We start from the raw sequence: 16,244 nt of genomic DNA, 5'->3' as shown, positions 1-16,244 counted from the left end.
CATCCCTTCTAGGTCGTCATTCCGGGGCGATGCGCAGCATCGAACCCGGAATCTCGACGAGATAACCTCTGGATTCCGGGTTCGCTCGCTCTGCGCAAAATGGCCTTGCCATTTTGCGCGCGCGAGCGCCCCGGAATGACGTGCTTGACCTCACGCCGCGTTGCGCTTGCGCATGCGGTCGATCAGCTGGTCCTCCCAATAGGACAGGCTGCCGAGGCCGAGCGCGAGCGCGTTGGCGCGGCGGTAGTACATGTGGCAGTCGAACTCCCAGGTGAAGCCCATGCCGCCATGGACCTGAATGTTGTTCTTGCCGCAGTGCTGATAGGCCTGCGTCGCGCTGATGCGCGCCGAGGCGGCGGCCTCCGGCAATTCCGGCGCATTGGTCGAGAGCGCCCAGGCGCCGTAATAGGCGTTGGAGCGCGCGAGCGTCGCCGAGACGTACATGTCGGCCAACATGTGCTTGACCGCCTGGAACGAACCGATCGGCCGGCCGAAGGCGATGCGGTCGAGCGCATAGTCGCGGCCCATCTCCAACGCGCGATCGGAGCCGCCGACCTGCTCGAACGCGGTCAGCACCGCGGCGCGGTCGAGCACCTGGCTGATGATACTCCAGCCCTCGCCCGCAGTCCCGAGCGGCTCGGCCTTGCAATTCGTGAAGGTGAGTTCGGCCTGACCGCGGGTCGGATCGAGATTGGTCAGCGCCTTGGCCTCGACGCCGCCGGCCTTGGCGTCGACCAGGAACAGCGAGATGTCGCTGTCGCGGCCGGTCGAGGCTGTGCGCGCGGCAACGATGATGAGATCGGCGATCGCGCCATCGGCCACCGGCTTCTTGGTGCCGTTGAGCACGCCATTGGCGGCTGCGAGCTTGATCGCCTTCGGCGACGGATTGCCGGTGCCCTCGAACAGCGCAAGCGTGCCGATCGTCTCGCCGCTGGCGATCTTCGGCAGCCAGGTCTGCTTCTGCGCATCGCTGCCGGCGAGCATCAGCGCTTCCGCCGCGAGATAGACCGTCGAGGAGAACGGCACTGGCGCCAGCGCGCGGCCGACTTCTTCCGCGATCACGCAGAGTTCGAGATGGCCGGCGCCTGCGCCGCCGTACTCCTCGGGGATCGCGACGCCGAGGAAGCCCATCTCGGCAAAGCCCTTCCACAGCGCGCGGTCATAGGTCTCCTTGCCGTCGAGCACGACGCGCACGGCTTTCGGCGGGCATTTCTCGGCGAGGAATTTCCGCGCCTGGTCCCGCAGCTGTTTCTGATCGTCGGAGAAATCGAAGTTCATGGCCTCACCTGCTTCCTGGTCGTCATTCCGGGGCGATGCGCAGCATCGAACCCGGAATCTCGATCTGACTCATCTCTGGATTCCGGGTTCACTCGCTTCGCGAGTGCCCCGGAATGACGGCTTCAAAATCTCGCATCACAGCACGATCACCTCGCTGTCGGGCGTCGCGGCAAAGAGCCGCTCGACCAGCGCGGCGCGGCGTTCCAGGCCGGCGCGCTGGTTGATGTAGCCCTTGTCGGTCAGTTCATGGCCGTCGATCGACGGCGGCTCGGCCATCAGCATGACGCGGCCGATGCGTCGGCTGCTGGCGCCTTCGCAGTCCTTGTTGTGCGCTTGTAGGCCGCGACGAACGCAGTCGATGACCGCCGGATGCTTCACCACGTCCTCGAACGTCGCCTCGGGATTGCCGACGAGTTGTCGGCAGGCATGCAGGTTGGGCCACGCCAGCAGGCCGACATATTCCCGATCCTGCCCCGCCACCAGCGCGTCATGGATCGCCGGCGTGGCCGCCGCGATCGCATCGGTGCGCAGCGAGCCGACATGCACGAAGGTGCCGGTGGTCAGCTTGAAATCCTCGACCACGCGGCCGGCGAAGATGATGCCCTGCACGGGATCGGCGGGATCGACGAACACGCCGGCATCGCCGATGCAGTAGAAGCCTTCGTCGTCGAACGCCTTCTTCGTCAGCTCGGGCTGACCGAAATAGCCGGGCATCACGTTGATGCCGCGCAGCCGCAGCTCGTATTTGTCGCCGGTCGGCACCATCTTCAGCTCGACGCCGGGGAACGGCAGGCCGATCAGGCCGACGCGCTCGGTGTTCCAATAGGTGCCGGTCGAGGTCGGCGCGGTCTCGGTCGAGCCCCAGCCGGTGTAGAACACGATGCGCTCGCCGGTCGTCTTCACCGCCAGCGCCTGCATGCGCTCGTAGAGATCGTCCGGCAGCCGAGCGCCGCCATAGGCCATGATGCCCAAGTCCTTGAAGAAGGAGCGGCACAGCGCATCGTCCTTCTCCATCGCCGCCGCGAGCGCGGCATAGCCTGCGGGAACGTTGGCGTAGTAGGTCGGCGACACCTCGCGCAAGTTGCGGAGGCTCTCCTCGAACATCCCGGGCATCGGGCGGCCGTCGTCGATGTACAGCGTGCCGCCATCGATCAGCAGCGGATTGAACGCCGCATTGCCGCCCATGGTGTGATTCCACGGCATCCAGTCCAGCACCGTGGAGACCGGCGCATCCGGCGCACGCGGCCGCGTCTGCATCATCATCGCCGCATTGGCGCACATCATGCGCTGGGTGTTGATGACCGCTTTGGGCATGCCGGTGGAGCCGGACGTGAACAGCAGCTTGCCCACGGTGTCCGGTGTGATCTGCGCGATCGACGCCTCGACTTCCGATGTCACCGGCGTCGCAGCGAGATCGGCGAAGCTGACGCTCGGGATGCCCTCGCAGGGACGCGCGACATGAACGACGGTGACACCGTCGAGATCGAGCGCCTTCAGCGCCTTCTCGAAGGTCGGGCCATCCTGCACCATCACGACGCCGGGCTTCACCAGCCCGAACAGATATTTCAGCTTGAGGTGATCGTGGCTCATCAGCGAATAGGCCGGCGACACCGGCGCTGCCGGCGACCGCGCCTGCATCGCGGCGAACGTCATCAGCGCATGCTCGATCGAATTGCCTGAGAGGATCGCGACCGGGCGGCCGTCGAGCTTCAGGTTGAGCAGCGCTTGCGTCAGCCCATCGACGGTGCGCTTGGCCTCCGCATAGGACAGCTTGCGCCACTGCCGCTCCGGGCCGGTGCGCTGCGCCAGCCAGGTTCGCGCCGGCGCCTCCTTGGCCCAGCGGGCGAGCGGCGCGGCGAGATGCGGTTCGTAGGCCTGCAGCGGAATGCGCGACTTGATGACGATCACGCCGTCCGCGCGCTTCTCGACATCGATGTCGCGCGCCAGCCAATTGACCTTGCGGAATGCCGGCTTCTCCAAAACTTTCGCTGCCGTCCCGTCCATTTTGCGTCTCCCGAAATATCGTCCTTTGCGGATCTTGATATCTAGCGGTTGGTATAGACCGGCTTGCGCTTCTCGAGAAAGGCCGCAATGCCTTCCTTGAAATCGTCCGAGCGGCTGCACAGCACCTGGTTGCGATCTTCCATCGCGATCACGGCCTCGATCGACGATGCATCGACGCTCATGTTGAGGCATTCCTTCGACAGCCGAAGCCCGACCGGCGAGGCCGTCATCATCGCATCGATGAAAGGAGCGGCCGCGCTCTCCAGCGCATCCTCCTCGACGATCTCCGACACCAGGCCCACCATCAGCGCACGTTCCGCGCCGATGAAGCGTCCGGTGAGAATCAGTTCGGAGGCGACGGAGACGCCGACCAGGCGCGGCAAAAAGTAGCTGGTGCCGATGTCGCAGCCGCCGAGGCCGAGCTTGATGAAGGCGCAGTTCATGCGGGCCGAGCGCGTGGCGATGCGGATGTCGGCGGCGAGCGCCAGCGCGAAGCCGCCGCCGGCGGCCGCGCCCTGCACCAGCGCGATGATCGGCTGCGGACAGCGCCGCATCAGCATCACGATGTCGGCGATGCGGCGTTGCGAGTCCAGGGACTCGGTGACGCCCGGCGGCTCGTTGACGCTAGCGCGCCGTTGCATGGCGGCCTTGAGATCGAGGCCGGCACAGAAGTTCTTGCCGGCGCCCCTGAGCACGACGACACGCGTCGTGCGATTGCGCTGCAGGCTTTCAAAGTAGGTATTGAGCGCGTCGATCAGCGCCGGGTCGAGCGCGTTCAGGCTCTCCGGACGATTGAGCGTCACCCGGTCGACACCGTTGTCGTGCTCGATCAGCAGCGGTTGGGACATGGCGCGCTCTCTCCTCACCGTCATCCCGGCGAACGCCGGGATCCATAGCCACCGGCTTGTTTGGTCAGAGCGCGGCGTCTGCCAGAGTGCTTCTCACAGACGCCGCGGAGTATGGGTCCCGGCTCAAGGCCGGGACGACAGCGGAGGTTGCCGTCAGCGCGGGGCCATGCGGATGGCGCCGTCGAGGCGGATGGTTTCGCCGTTCAGCATCGGGTTCTCGACGATGTGGACGGCGAGATTGCCGTACTCCGAGGCGTCGCCGAGGCGGGCCGGATGCGGCACCTGGGCGCCGAGGCTCTTGCGCGCTTCCTCGTTCAGCCCCATCAGCAGCGGCGTCAGGAACAGGCCGGGGGCGATGGTGTTGACGCGGATCTTCTGGCTGGCGAGATCGCGCGCGGCCGGCAAGGTGAGGCCGACGACGCCGCCCTTCGACGCCGAATAGGCGATCTGGCCGATCTGGCCTTCATAGGCCGCGACGCTCGCGGTGTTGATCGCGACGCCGCGCTCCTCGCCGATCGGCTCGGCGGTGACGAGGCGCTCGGCGAACAGGCGCAGCACGTTGAAGGTGCCGATCAGGTTGACATTGATGATGCGCGCGAACTTCGCCAGCGGATAGACACCGTCCTTGCCGACGATGCGCTGCGAGCCGCCGATGCCGGCGCAGTTCACCAGCACGCGGGCGATGCCATGCGCGGCTTCCGCCTTGGCGATGCCGGCCTTGACCTGATCTTCATTGGTGACGTCGGCATGCAGGGCGACGCCCTTGATCTCGGCCGCGACCTTCTCGGCATTCTCCAGGCTCTGGTCGAGCACGGCCACCTTGGCGCCCTTGGCCGCCATGGCGCGCGCCGTGGCGGCGCCGAGACCCGAGCCACCGCCGGTGATGAGAACGGCAACGTTGTTCAACTGCATGGTTAAGTTTCCTCCCTGGATGTTTCTTGTTGATGGCAACGAGCGCGTGGCAGATGCCTAGTCGCTCGTTGCCCGTTTCAATATGCCGCCGCAGATCAGCGCCTCCATGTGGGCGATGTACTGGCGGCAGACCTCATCGGTGACCGGGCCGACGCCGATCGCGCGCGACATGGCGTGGCGGCCGAAGAACAGGTGATCACAGGCGCCGATCAGGCTGGTGTAGAACAGCACGGGATCGACATCGCGAAACTCGCCCTTGGCGATGCCCTCCTCGATCAGCCGGCGATGGAATTCCAACAGCGGCGCGACGAAGAACTTCGACACCTCGTCGGCGGCCTCGGCGCTGCTCTCGTGCAGCAAATAGTGGATCAGCCGGTTCATGTAGGGAAACCGGTGATAGGCGCGGATGATTCCGCTGATGTGCAGCTTCAGCTTGGCGGTGGGCGGCAGCGGCTGCGCCAGCAGATATTCGAGATTGGCGACCTCGGTCGCCGCGTCGCGCGCGAGCAGGGCCAGCAGCAGGCCGTCCTTGTTGCCGAAATGATATTTGACCAGCGCGGCGTTCGAGCCGGACTTCTGGGCGATGTCGCTGAGCGAGATCTCGATCGAGGACCGCTGGATCATCAGCTCGCTCGCGGCGTCCAGCAGCTTTTCCGCGGTGGCATTCCGCCCCACGGCAAGCTTCTCCGGCGCGCTGTTCTGAAGCTGAGGTCCCAAGGCGTTTCCAATCGGTTGTTGGGGCCAGATAAGCCGAAGCCGAAGTCGATCTCAAGAGTTAATTGATCGATTGACTAAAGCTCAATCGCGCATTTAAATCCCTCCCAATCAACGAACCAAGTCTAGGGAGGAAACCTCATGGCGGAAGCCTATATCGTCGCGGCTGCGCGCACGGCCGGCGGTCGCAAGGGCGGGCGTCTGGCCGGCTGGCATCCGGCGGATCTGGCGGCGAAGGTGCTGGATGCGCTGGTCGAGCGCTCCGGCGCCGCGCCGGACCAGGTCGAGGACGTGATCATGGGCTGCGTGATGCAGACCGGCGAGCAGTCCACCAACATCGCGCGCAACGCGGTGCTGGCGTCGAAGCTGCCGGAGAGCGTGCCGGGCACCTCGATCGACCGCCAGTGCGGCTCGTCGCAGCAGGCGCTGCACTTCGCCGCCCAGGCGGTGATGTCGGGCGCGATGGACGTCGTGATCGCCGCCGGCGTGGAGTCGATGACCCGGGTGCCGATGGGCCTGTCCTCGACGCTGCCGGCGAAGAACGGCTTCGGGCATTACAAGAGCCCGAACATGGAGACGCGCTATCCGAACATCCAGTTCAGCCAGTTCACCGGCGCGGAGATGATGGCGGAGAAGTACGGGCTCTCGAAGGATGAGCTCGACGAATACGCCTATCAGAGCCACCAGCGCGCGATCGCAGCAACGCAAGCCGGGCACTTCAAGGACGAGATCATTCCGCTGCAGATCACCCGCGCAGACGGCTCGACCGATACGCATCATATCGACGAGGGCATCCGCTTCGACGTCAGCCTCGACGGCATCAAGGGCGTCAAGCTGATCGCGGAGAACGGCAAGCTGACCGCGGCCTCGGCCAGCCAGATCTGCGACGGCGCCTCCGGCGTGATGGTCGTCAACGAGCGCGGCCTGAAATCGCTCGGCGTCAAGCCGCTGGCGCGCGTGCACCACATGACCATGATGGGCGGCGATCCCGTCATCATGCTGGAAGCGCCGCTGCCGGCGACCCAGCGCGCGCTGCAGAAGGCCGGCATGTCGATCGACGACATCGACCTCTACGAGGTCAACGAGGCTTTCGCCTCGGTGCCGACCGCGTGGCTGAAGACCACCGGCGCCGATCCGAGCCGCCTCAACGTCAATGGCGGCGCCATCGCGCTCGGCCATCCGCTCGGCGGCTCCGGCACCAAGCTGATGACGACCTTGCTGCATGCGCTGAAGCAGCGCAACAAGCGCTACGGCCTGCAGACCATGTGCGAAGGCGGCGGCATGGCGAACGTGACGATCGTCGAGCGGCTGTAACCGTCGCTCCAACGATGCTGTCGTCCCGGCCTCGAGCCGGGACCCATAGCCACCGAATCCAACGATGCGCGAGCTGGAGCCACAGCCCGCTTTCACCACAGGTCCCTGTGGTTATGGGTCCCGGCTCAAGGCCGGGACGACACCTTTTTCCCTGATCAACGGTGAGCCCATCATGACCCACCCTTCGATTCACGCCCAGAGCCATCCCGACAAGATCGCCTATCAGATGGCTGGCACCGGCAAGGCCATCACCTATCGCGAGCTCGACGAACTCTCCAACCAGGGTGCCCAGCTGTTTCGATCGCTCGGCCTGAAGGCCGGCGATCACATCGCCTTCCTGATGGAGAACCGGCTCGCCTTCATGGAGATCGCCTGGGCAGCGCAGCGCTCCGGCCTCTACTACACCGCGATCAGCCGTTATCTCACCAAGGACGAGATCGCCTACATCATCCGGGATTGCGGCGCCAAGGTCTTCATCACCTCGCCGAAATGCGCCGAGCAGGTGCGCGACCTCGTGTCGAATGACGGCCCGCTGTTCTTCATGGTCGACGAGCCCGAGCCCGGCTTCCGCTCCTGGGACAAGGAGGCCGGCGCCCAGCCCAAGACGCCGATCGCCGACCAGGTCGCCGGCTACGACATGCTGTATTCCTCGGGCACCACCGGGCGACCAAAAGGGATCAAGAAGGATTTCGAAGGCAATCCGATCGACCAGCCCAACCAGTTCCTGCGCGTGCTCTGCGCCGACATGTGCGGAATGAACGCCGAGAGCATCTATCTGTCGCCAGCGCCGCTGTATCATGCGGCTCCGTTGCGCTTCAACATGATGGCGATCACGCTCGGCGGCACGTCGATCATCATGGAGCATTTCGAAGCCGAGGATTTCTTGCGGCTGGTGGAGAAATACAAAGTCACGCAGTCGCAGCTGGTGCCGACGATGTTCGTGCGCATGCTCAAGCTGCCTGAGGATGTCCGCAAGCGCTACGACGTCTCGACCTTGAAGGGCGCGATCCATGCCGCGGCGCCCTGCCCGGTCGACGTCAAGGCCAGGATGATCGAGTGGTGGGGGCCGATCCTGATCGAGTACTATGCCGGCTCGGAAGGCAACGGAGTCACTGTCTGCACCTCCAAGCAATGGCTGGAGCATCGCGGCAGCGTCGGCCGCGCGGTGGTCGGCAAGATCAAGATCCTTGGCGAGGATGACCAGGAGATGCCGACCGGCGAGATCGGCACGGTCTATTTCGCCGATGCGCCTGTGTTCTCCTACCACAACGACCCCGAGAAGACGAAGCGCGCCTACAACGACAAGGGCTGGTCGACGCTCGGCGATGTCGGCTATCTCGATGCCGATGGCTTCCTGTATCTGACCGACCGCAAGTCCTACATGATCATCTCCGGCGGCGTGAACATCTACCCGCAGGAGACCGAGGACGTCCTCATCACCCATCCGGATGTCGCTGACGTGGCGGTGTTCGGCGTGCCGAATGAAGAGATGGGCGAGGAGGTCAAGGCCGTGGTGCAGCCGCACGACATGGCGCGCGCCGGCAAGGCGCTCGAGGAGCAGCTGATCCTGTTCTGCCGCAAGCATTTGTCGCCGCTCAAATGCCCGCGCTCGATCGACTTCGAGCCGGAGCTGCCGCGCACGCCGACCGGCAAGCTGGTCAAGCGCCATTTGCGCGAGCGCTATTGGCCGAAGAAGGGCGCGGCGTAAGCCCCAACCAACGGTGTCGTCCCGGCCTTGAGCCGGGACCCATAGCCACCGTCGCAAGTTTTGCGAAGGCTGGAGCTGCCAGCGCGCATCACTACGTTATCCTGTGGTTATGGGTCCCGGCGTTCGCCGGGACGACACTGATGAGGGCCGCGATGGTCTTTCCTTCCTCACTGCCCCCGCTTCCTCTTCCCTCCACCATCCGCTCGCGCTACGTCGACGGCATCAACGGGCTGCGCATGCACGTGCTCGAAGCCGGGTTCGAGACGCCCGGCCGGCCCTGCGTGCTGCTGCTGCATGGCTTTCCCGAGCTCGCCTACAGCTGGCGCAAGGTGATGCCGGCGCTGGCGGCGGCGGGCTATCACGTGCTCGCGCCGGACCAGCGCGGCTATGGCCGGACCACCGGGTGGAGCTCGGATTACGATGGCGATCTCGCGCCGTTTCGCTTCACCAACCTCGTGCGCGATGCGCTCGGTGTCGTCTATGCCTTCGGCCATCGCCATGTTGCCGCGGTCATCGGCCATGATTTCGGCAGCCCGGTCGCGGCGTGGTGCGCGGTGATCCGCCCGGATGTGTTTCGATCGGTCGTGATGATGAGCGCGCCGTTCCCGGGTCCGCCGGCGGCGCCGTTCGACACCGCCGACCATCCTCTCGTCCCGCCCGATGACCCCGTGCACCGCGAGCTTGCGGCCCTGCCGCGGCCACGCAAGCACTATCAATGGTACTACTCGACGCGAGAGGCCAATGCGGACATGCATCGCGCGCCGCAGGGCCTGCATGCCTTCTTGCGCGCCTACTATCACCACAAGAGCGCGGATTGGCCGGACAACAAGCCGCATCCGCTGCAGGCATGGACCGCGACCGAGCTGGCAAAGCTGCCGACCTACTACGTCATGGATCTCGATAAGACGATGGCCGAGACCGTCGCCGGCGTCATGCCTGACTCGGCAGCGATTGCCGCCAATCGCTGGCTGCCGGACCATGAGCTCGCCGTCTACACCGCCGAATATGAACGGAACGGCTTCCAGGGCGGCCTGCAATGGTATCGCTGCGGCACGTCAGGCCTGTTCGACGCGGAATTGCAGACGTGGTCGGATCGCACCATCGACGTTCCGTCTGCATTCATCTCCGGCCTGCAAGACTGGGGCATCTACCAACGGCCCGGCGTGATTGAAGCGATGCAATCCCGAGTCTGCACCAACATGATCCTGTGCGAGCTGATCGATCGTGCTGGTCATTGGGTGCAGCAGGAGCAATATGAACGAGTGAACGAGCTCCTGTTCACGTTCCTGAACAAATCGACAGCCTGATTTCGGACGCTGTTGCGACCTAATCAGGCGAATCGAGGAACGAAAATTCGGGCTGCGACGTTTTGGCATCCGGGCGATGCGCATCAGGAGAAAATTGATGGATAAGAAGATCGCAGGCTTGCTTGGCGCGGTCGCCGCTGTCGGCGCGCTCGGCACGGCGCAGGCGTCAGCGGCGCCAGCGCCGGCCGACGTGCTGAAGGCCAATTCCTACGCCGATCTGCTCGAGCCGATTCCGAATGCCGCCGTGGTGCTGCAGGCGCTCGACGAGCAGGCACCTCAGGCGACCGAGCCGAAGGTGCAGCTGGCGCAGTGGTATCATCACCACCATCATCATCACCACCATCACCATGGCTACTGGCGCGGCTATGGCTACGGCCCTGGCTATGGCTACGGCTACGGCCCGCGGGTGTATGTGGTGCCGCGCCGGTACTACCACCACCACCACCATCATCACCATCACCACTGGTACTACGATCGCTATTGATCGTCGCCAGGTGAATGCCGAGGGCGCTGACCATGAGGTCGGCGCCCTGTCGTTTGAGGAAGCGCTGAACAGGTGCTGCCGCATCGCAAGGCTGCAGCTTGTTACTCCGTCATGCCCGGGCTTGTCCCGGGCATCCACGTCGTTCGGAGCGTGCTGAACGACGTGGATGGCCGGGACAGGCCCGGCCATGACGACGCGGAGAGAGGAGAGCGCAAACTTCCAGGATCGTATGCGATCGTCCTGCTTTCCTTTGGCGCGGGTCTCAGGACTTGCGCGCCTTCTCCTTGGCCGCGCGATGCAGGTGGCGATAGGTGCCGTCGAACACCGTGTCGGTGCTCGATACCCATTCGGTCTCCTTGGCGAGCACGGGACGGCTGGCATGGATTCGCCGCGACTGCAGCTCGCGCTCGGCGGCCTCGTCTGGGCTCATCGGCTCGACCGTGAAGTTGGCCTCCTCGGGAATCACGATCACCTGCGCGAACGGCTCGCCCGGACGGAAGATGTGGGTGCGCCCCTCCGCTGGCGCCTTGAACACGCAGAAGAACAGCATCGGCCAGAAATTGCGCACCAGCGCCGGCACCGCGATCGGGCAGGTATCGGTGCGATCGGTGTAGAAGCGCGGATGTGGCTCGGTGCGGATCGCAAAGCCCGGAGGCACCTTGAGGTCGAGCAGGATCTGATAGGTGAAGAACGCATCGCCGAAGTTGCGGAACGGCGGCCATTGCAGACTCGGGCTCGGCGGCTCGCCCCAGTCGCCAGACAGTTCAAGCTTGCCGTCGCGCGTCGTGACCTGCAGCTCAAAATCATACGGATAGAACAGCTCGATGCCGTATTGCGCGCCTTCGGAGAACGGCACGCAGTGCCAGACCTGCTCGTGCGAGCCATTCGCGCGCGGCTGCCGCTCGCCCGCCCAGCCCGGAATGTCCATCCTGGTGCGGCGCGGCGCCAGTCCGGGGTCATTCAGCCTGTATTTGACGCTGGTCATTGGAACTCCTTAGGTAGCCAAGCGGAAACGCGAACGGTGAATTTGCCCAGGGGTTCCCTGACTGGGGCCTGAATGCGACCTCACGAAATGTTTCGCGCCCACGGCGCGGCAGCAGTTTGACCGCGCTGCGGCAAATCCATATACAGTTTAGAAACGTTCTAAACACTCGAATGTTGAGAACGGAAATCCGGGGACTTTGGAATGAAGAATTTCGCCGACCTCACCGAGCGCGAGATCCTGGCAATCGCGATCTCGGCCGAAGAGGAAGACGGCCGCATCTACATGAGCTTCGCGGAGGACCTCGCGGAGCGGTATCCGGATTCGGCGAAACTGTTCGAGCAGATGGCCGAGGAGGAGAAGGGCCATCGCCACATGCTGCTCGAACTTTACGAGGAGCGCTTCGGCAAGAACCTGCCGCCGATCCGGCGCGAGAACGTCAAGGGCTTCATGCAGCGCCGGCCGATCTGGCTGACCAAGAACCTGTCGCTCGACGCCATCCGCAAGGAGGTCGGCACGATGGAGTTCGAGGCCGAGCGCTTCTATGCGAAGGCCGCCGAGCAGGCCAAGGACGTCGGCGTGCGCCGGCTGCTCGGGGATCTCGCGCTGGCCGAGAAGGGCCACGAGCAGGTTGCGGCGAAGCTGACCGACGAGATTCTCAGCCCCGACGTGCGTCACAAGGAGGACGAGACGCGGCGGCGCGTGTTCGTGCTGCAATACGTTCAGCCCGGCCTCGCCGGCCTGATGGATGGCTCGGTGTCGACCTTGGCGCCGCTGTTCGCGGCCGCCTTCGCGACGCATCAGAACTTCCAGACCTTCCTCGTCGGCCTCGCCGCCTCGATCGGCGCCGGCATCAGCATGGGCTTTGCCGAGGCGCTGTCAGACGACGGCTCGCTGACCGGCCGCGGCTCACCGTGGCTGCGCGGCGCCGTCTGCGGTGCGATGACGACGCTCGGCGGTCTTGGCCATACGATGCCGTACCTGGTCCCGGACTCCTGGACCAATGCGTTCTGGATCGCGACCGCCATCGCGTGTCTCGTCGTATTCTTCGAGCTATGGGCGATCGCCTATATCCGCGCGCGCTACATGGACACGCCGTTCCTGCAGGCGGTGTTCCAGATCGTGCTCGGCGGCATCATCGTGCTGGGGGTGGGAATACTGATCGGCGCGGCCTAGCATGGTGACGGCGGGCGGAACTTCCAGCCGCGATACTGATTGCGCCAAACCGATCGCAACGGAAGGCTCGTCATGACACCACGCCTGCACTACGGCACGCCCGCGAAGATCCTGCACTGGCTGGTGGTGGCACTGCTCGCCATCCAATATCCGATCGGCTGGCTGATGCCCGACCTGCACGCCAACACGCCGCCGGGCACGCCGATGATCCTGCATATCTCATTCGGCTTGACCATCCTCGCGCTGATCGTGGTGCGCTTCGTCTGGCGCCTCACCCATCCGGTGGCGCCGGAGAGCTCGCTGCCGCCATGGCAGCGGCTGAGCTCGGAGGCGGTGCACTGGATGCTTTATGTGATGGTGATGGCCACGACGATCACCGGCTGGCTGTTCGCTTCCTACCGCGGCTGGAGCGTGTCGTATTTTTACCTGTTCCAGCTGCCGATGCTGGCGGCGCGCAATCCGGCCGGCAACCGCGCCATCGACGGACTGCATCAGGCGGCTGAGTGGCTGCTGCTGATCCTGATCGTGGCTCATGTCGGCGCGGCGCTGGCGCACATCTTCGTCTACCGCGACCGCGTCATGCAGCGCATGTTGCCGGGCTAGTCGCGACAGCGCAATATCGGTCAAGCGCCCGCCATCAGCCTGAGGTAGAAAAGGACCTGCACGCACACAGGGAGCAGGACCTTGACCGGATCGCAATGGACGTTCGCAAACGCCGTCGAAACGGCGAAAGCCTTGGCGCATCGCGAGATCTCGTCGGTGGAGCTGACGCAGCTCGCCATCGACCGCATCACCAGACATGACGACAAGATCAACGCCGTCTGCGTGCGCGATTTCGACCGCGCGCTGCAGGCCGCCCGCGGCGCCGACGAGCGGCTTGCACGTGGCGAGCGCGGGCCGCTGCTCGGCTTGCCGCTGACCGTGAAGGAGTCCTTCAACGTTGCCGGGCTGGCGACGACCTGGGGCTTTCCGCAGCAGAAGAACTTCCTCGCCGCCGAGGATGCGTTGACGGTGACGCGCGTGAAGGACGCCGGCGGCGTCGTGCTCGGCAAGACCAACGTGCCGATCGGGCTCGGCGACTGGCAGAGCTACAACGACATCTACGGCACCACCAACAATCCGTATCATCTCGGCCGTACGCCGGGCGGCTCCTCCGGCGGCTCGGCCGCGGCGCTGGCCGCAGGCTACGGCGCGCTGTCGCTCGGCTCCGACATCGGCGGCTCGCTGCGCGTGCCGGCGTTTCATTGCGGCGTCACCGCGCACAAGCCGACCTATGGTCTCGTGCCGACGCGCGGCCACACGCCGCCGCCATTCCCGCCGCTTCCGAACGAGGCGGACCTCGCCGTGGTCGGCCCGATGGCGCGCTCGGCCGCGGATCTATCCTTGCTGCTCGACGTGATGGCAGGACCGGACCCGATCGAAGCCGGCCAGGCGTATCGGCTGGAACTGCCGCCGCCGCGGCACACGCGGCTGCAGGACTACCGCGTGCTGGTCGTGGCGAGCGATCCGCTGCTGCCGACCGACACGGCCGTGCGCGGCGCGATCGAGCGGCTCGCGGCCGATCTCACGAAGGCCGGCGTGAATGTTTCGAGAGCGAGTCCATTGCTGCCGGACTTTGCCGGCTCGAGCCGGCTCTACATGCGCCTGCTGCTCGGCTTTCTCGGCGCGACCATGCCGCCGGACGTCCATGCCGGCGCCGTCCAGGCGGCCGCGCAACTGCCGAAAGAGGCCGCGAGCCTCGCCGCCGAGCGCCTGCGCGGCATCGCGCTCAGCCACCGTGACTGGGTGCAGGCCAGCAACGCCCGCTTCGGGCTGCGCGCGCAATGGCGAGGGCTGTTCACGCAGTTCGATGCGGTGATCTGCCCGATCATGCCGACGCCGGCGTTTCCGCATGACCACTCGCCGGATCAGACCCAACGCCGCATCAGCATCGATGGAGTGGAGCACGACTACAATGATCAATTGGCCTGGCCGGGCGTCGCCACGCTGCCTGGCCTGCCCGCGACCGCGATCCCCCTCGGTCTTGCTGATGGTTTGCCGGTCGGCGTGCAGATCGTCGGCCCCTTCCTCGAAGACCGCACGCCGCTCAAGCTCGCCGAACTGATCGAACGCGAATTCGGCGGCTTCACGCCGCCGCCGATGTTTGCGGATTAGTTGACGTCAGGGACGCGGTCACGGGCCTTAACCACCGCAGTCGTCCCGGCCTTGAGCCGGGACCCATAATCACCGGCCGTGGTGAGACGATGACTCGTAGTTGAGCTAACTCGATCGATTCCGCGGTATGGGTCCCGGCTCAAGGCCGGGACGACAGCTGTGTGTGCAGCGACCGCCTCTGCCTCTCACGCATCGAACATGATCACGCTGCGCAGCGTCTTCCCGGCCTTCATGTTGGCAAAACCCTCGTTGATCTCCGACAGCTTCAGCTTCGCCGAGATCCAATCCTCCAGGTGCAGCTTGCCGCGCAGGTAGAATTCGACGAGGCGGGGCATGTCGACGCGGAAGTGGTTGGAGCCCATCGACGAGCCCTGGATGCGGCGCTCGCGCAGGAAGTCGAAGCCGTGCAGCTCGATCTTTTGGCCGAACGGAATCATGCCGACGATGGTGGCGGTGCCGCCCGGCGCCAGCATCGCGAAGGCCTGCTCGGCGGTCTCCTTGCGTCCCAGCACCTCGAAGGCGTGATGCACGCCGCCCTTGGTCAACTCGCGTACCTGCGCCACCACGTCGCCGTCGGCGGGATTGATGATGTCAGTGGCGCCGAGCTTGGTCGCGAGCTGCAGCTTGGCGGGGTTGGTGTCGATGGCGATGATGCGCCCCGCGCCCGCGATCTCGGCGCCGTTGATCGCCGCCATGCCGACGCCGCCGCAGCCGATCACCGCGACGGTCTCGCCTGCGGTGACGCGTGCCGTGTTCACCACCGCGCCGTAGCCGGTGATGACGCCGCAGCCGATCAGCGCGGCCAGCTCCAGCGGCATGTCCTGTCGGATCTTCACGATCGCGTTCTCGTGCACCAGCATCTGCTCGGCGAAGGAGGACAGGTTGAGAAACTGGTGCAGCTTCTCGCTCCGTCCCCAGGACAGCCGGTTGGAGGCGCCGGGCGGCATCTTCACCGTGGTGTCGGTGCACAGCACCGGCCGTCCCGTGGTGCAATTGTCGCAGGTGCCGCAGAACACCGAGAGACAGGTGACCACGTGATCGCCCGGCTTCACATAGGTAACGTCGGAGCCGACCTGCTCGACGATCCCAGCGGACTCGTGGCCGAGCACCGCCGGCAGCGGATGCGGATACAAACCTTCGATGAAGTGCAGATCGGAATGACAGAGCCCGGCGACCGCCGTGCGGATCAGCACCTCGCGCGGACCCGGCTTGGGCACGCTGATGTCCTCGATCACGAGCGGCTTGTTGACCTCCATCAGCACGGCGGCTTTCATTGGCGTTCTCCCTGTTTTGTTATGATTTGAGTTAGCAGCGTACTAGGTAGTCTGCCGGCGCCGATGGCTGCGCCCTCTCCCCTTGTGGT

At 65.2% G+C, this 16,244-nt stretch carries 14 protein-coding genes; 7 read left to right on the top strand and 7 right to left on the bottom strand.

The genetic code is table 11. The features are described 5' to 3' along the window. Window positions 1-150: 150 nt before the first annotated feature. The 5 genes from BRAO375_RS11440 to BRAO375_RS11420 form a co-directional block, all read right to left on the bottom strand. Complete coding sequence (locus BRAO375_RS11440; RefSeq protein WP_009027631.1) at window positions 151-1,278, bottom strand: acyl-CoA dehydrogenase family protein; 1,128 nt, start codon at window positions 1,276-1,278, stop codon at window positions 151-153. Between the two features lie 135 nt (window positions 1,279-1,413). Next, on the bottom strand, window positions 1,414-3,282 hold the full coding sequence (locus BRAO375_RS11435; RefSeq protein WP_009027630.1) for an AMP-binding protein: 1,869 nt from the start codon (window positions 3,280-3,282) through the stop codon (window positions 1,414-1,416). A gap of 41 nt (window positions 3,283-3,323) precedes the next feature. Continuing rightward, window positions 3,324-4,130 (bottom strand): enoyl-CoA hydratase/isomerase family protein, encoded by an 807-nt coding sequence (locus tag BRAO375_RS11430; RefSeq protein WP_009027629.1) that lies wholly within the window; start codon window positions 4,128-4,130, stop codon window positions 3,324-3,326. Window positions 4,131-4,283: 153 nt separating this feature from the next. After that, the gene (locus BRAO375_RS11425) at window positions 4,284-5,042 is read right to left on the bottom strand and encodes an SDR family NAD(P)-dependent oxidoreductase (RefSeq protein ID WP_009027628.1); all 759 of its coding nucleotides are present in this window, start codon (window positions 5,040-5,042) and stop codon (window positions 4,284-4,286) included. Window positions 5,043-5,099: 57 nt separating this feature from the next. Beyond that, window positions 5,100-5,759, bottom strand: a complete 660-nt coding sequence (locus tag BRAO375_RS11420; RefSeq protein WP_009027627.1) for a TetR family transcriptional regulator — start codon at window positions 5,757-5,759, stop codon at window positions 5,100-5,102. A 138-nt stretch (window positions 5,760-5,897) separates the two neighbouring features. Between BRAO375_RS11420 and BRAO375_RS11415 the strand changes: the two genes are divergently transcribed. The 4 genes from BRAO375_RS11415 (at window position 5,898) to BRAO375_RS11400 (ending at window position 10,569) form a co-directional block, all read left to right on the top strand. Beyond that, window positions 5,898-7,070: an acetyl-CoA C-acetyltransferase gene (locus BRAO375_RS11415; RefSeq protein WP_009027626.1), complete on the top strand. Its 1,173-nt coding sequence runs from the start codon at window positions 5,898-5,900 to the stop codon at window positions 7,068-7,070. Window positions 7,071-7,242: 172 nt separating this feature from the next. Beyond that, window positions 7,243-8,778 carry an acyl-CoA synthetase gene (locus BRAO375_RS11410; RefSeq protein ID WP_009027625.1) on the top strand — a complete coding sequence of 512 codons (1,536 nt, stop codon included), beginning with the start codon at window positions 7,243-7,245 and terminating at the stop codon, window positions 8,776-8,778. A gap of 236 nt (window positions 8,779-9,014) precedes the next feature. Continuing rightward, a complete protein-coding gene (locus tag BRAO375_RS11405) occupies window positions 9,015-10,085 on the top strand; it encodes an alpha/beta fold hydrolase (RefSeq protein WP_009027624.1) in 1,071 nt (356 codons plus the stop codon). A gap of 97 nt (window positions 10,086-10,182) precedes the next feature. Further along, the gene (locus BRAO375_RS11400) at window positions 10,183-10,569 is read left to right on the top strand and encodes a hypothetical protein (protein WP_009027623.1); all 387 of its coding nucleotides are present in this window, start codon (window positions 10,183-10,185) and stop codon (window positions 10,567-10,569) included. Window positions 10,570-10,831: 262 nt separating this feature from the next. On the opposite strand, the gene BRAO375_RS11395 is transcribed toward BRAO375_RS11400, so the two are convergent. Beyond that, window positions 10,832-11,554: a hypothetical protein gene (locus tag BRAO375_RS11395; RefSeq protein WP_009027622.1), complete on the bottom strand. Its 723-nt coding sequence runs from the start codon at window positions 11,552-11,554 to the stop codon at window positions 10,832-10,834. 201 nt (window positions 11,555-11,755) lie between these two features. Here BRAO375_RS11395 and mbfA point away from each other — a divergent pair, with 201 nt between their 5' ends. From mbfA to BRAO375_RS11380, 3 genes are all read left to right on the top strand, one after another. Then, on the top strand, window positions 11,756-12,727 hold the full coding sequence (mbfA, locus tag BRAO375_RS11390; RefSeq protein ID WP_009027621.1) for an iron exporter MbfA: 972 nt from the start codon (window positions 11,756-11,758) through the stop codon (window positions 12,725-12,727). Between the two features lie 72 nt (window positions 12,728-12,799). Next, window positions 12,800-13,330, top strand: coding sequence for a cytochrome b (locus tag BRAO375_RS11385; protein WP_009027620.1), 531 nt, complete (start codon window positions 12,800-12,802; stop codon window positions 13,328-13,330). 81 nt (window positions 13,331-13,411) lie between these two features. Beyond that, on the top strand, window positions 13,412-14,881 hold the full coding sequence (locus BRAO375_RS11380; RefSeq protein ID WP_009027619.1) for an amidase: 1,470 nt from the start codon (window positions 13,412-13,414) through the stop codon (window positions 14,879-14,881). 185 nt (window positions 14,882-15,066) lie between these two features. Here the strand turns inward: BRAO375_RS11380 and BRAO375_RS11375 are convergent, their stop codons facing one another. Further along, window positions 15,067-16,155 (bottom strand): Zn-dependent alcohol dehydrogenase, encoded by a 1,089-nt coding sequence (locus BRAO375_RS11375; RefSeq protein WP_009027618.1) that lies wholly within the window; start codon window positions 16,153-16,155, stop codon window positions 15,067-15,069. Window positions 16,156-16,244 lie beyond the last annotated feature (89 nt).

This window comes from Bradyrhizobium sp. ORS 375 (genome assembly GCF_000239775.1).
Lineage (GTDB): Bacteria > Pseudomonadota > Alphaproteobacteria > Rhizobiales > Xanthobacteraceae > Bradyrhizobium.
The sequence above is the reverse complement of the archived record's forward strand: the minus strand, read 5'-3'. Positions and strand labels throughout refer to the sequence as shown.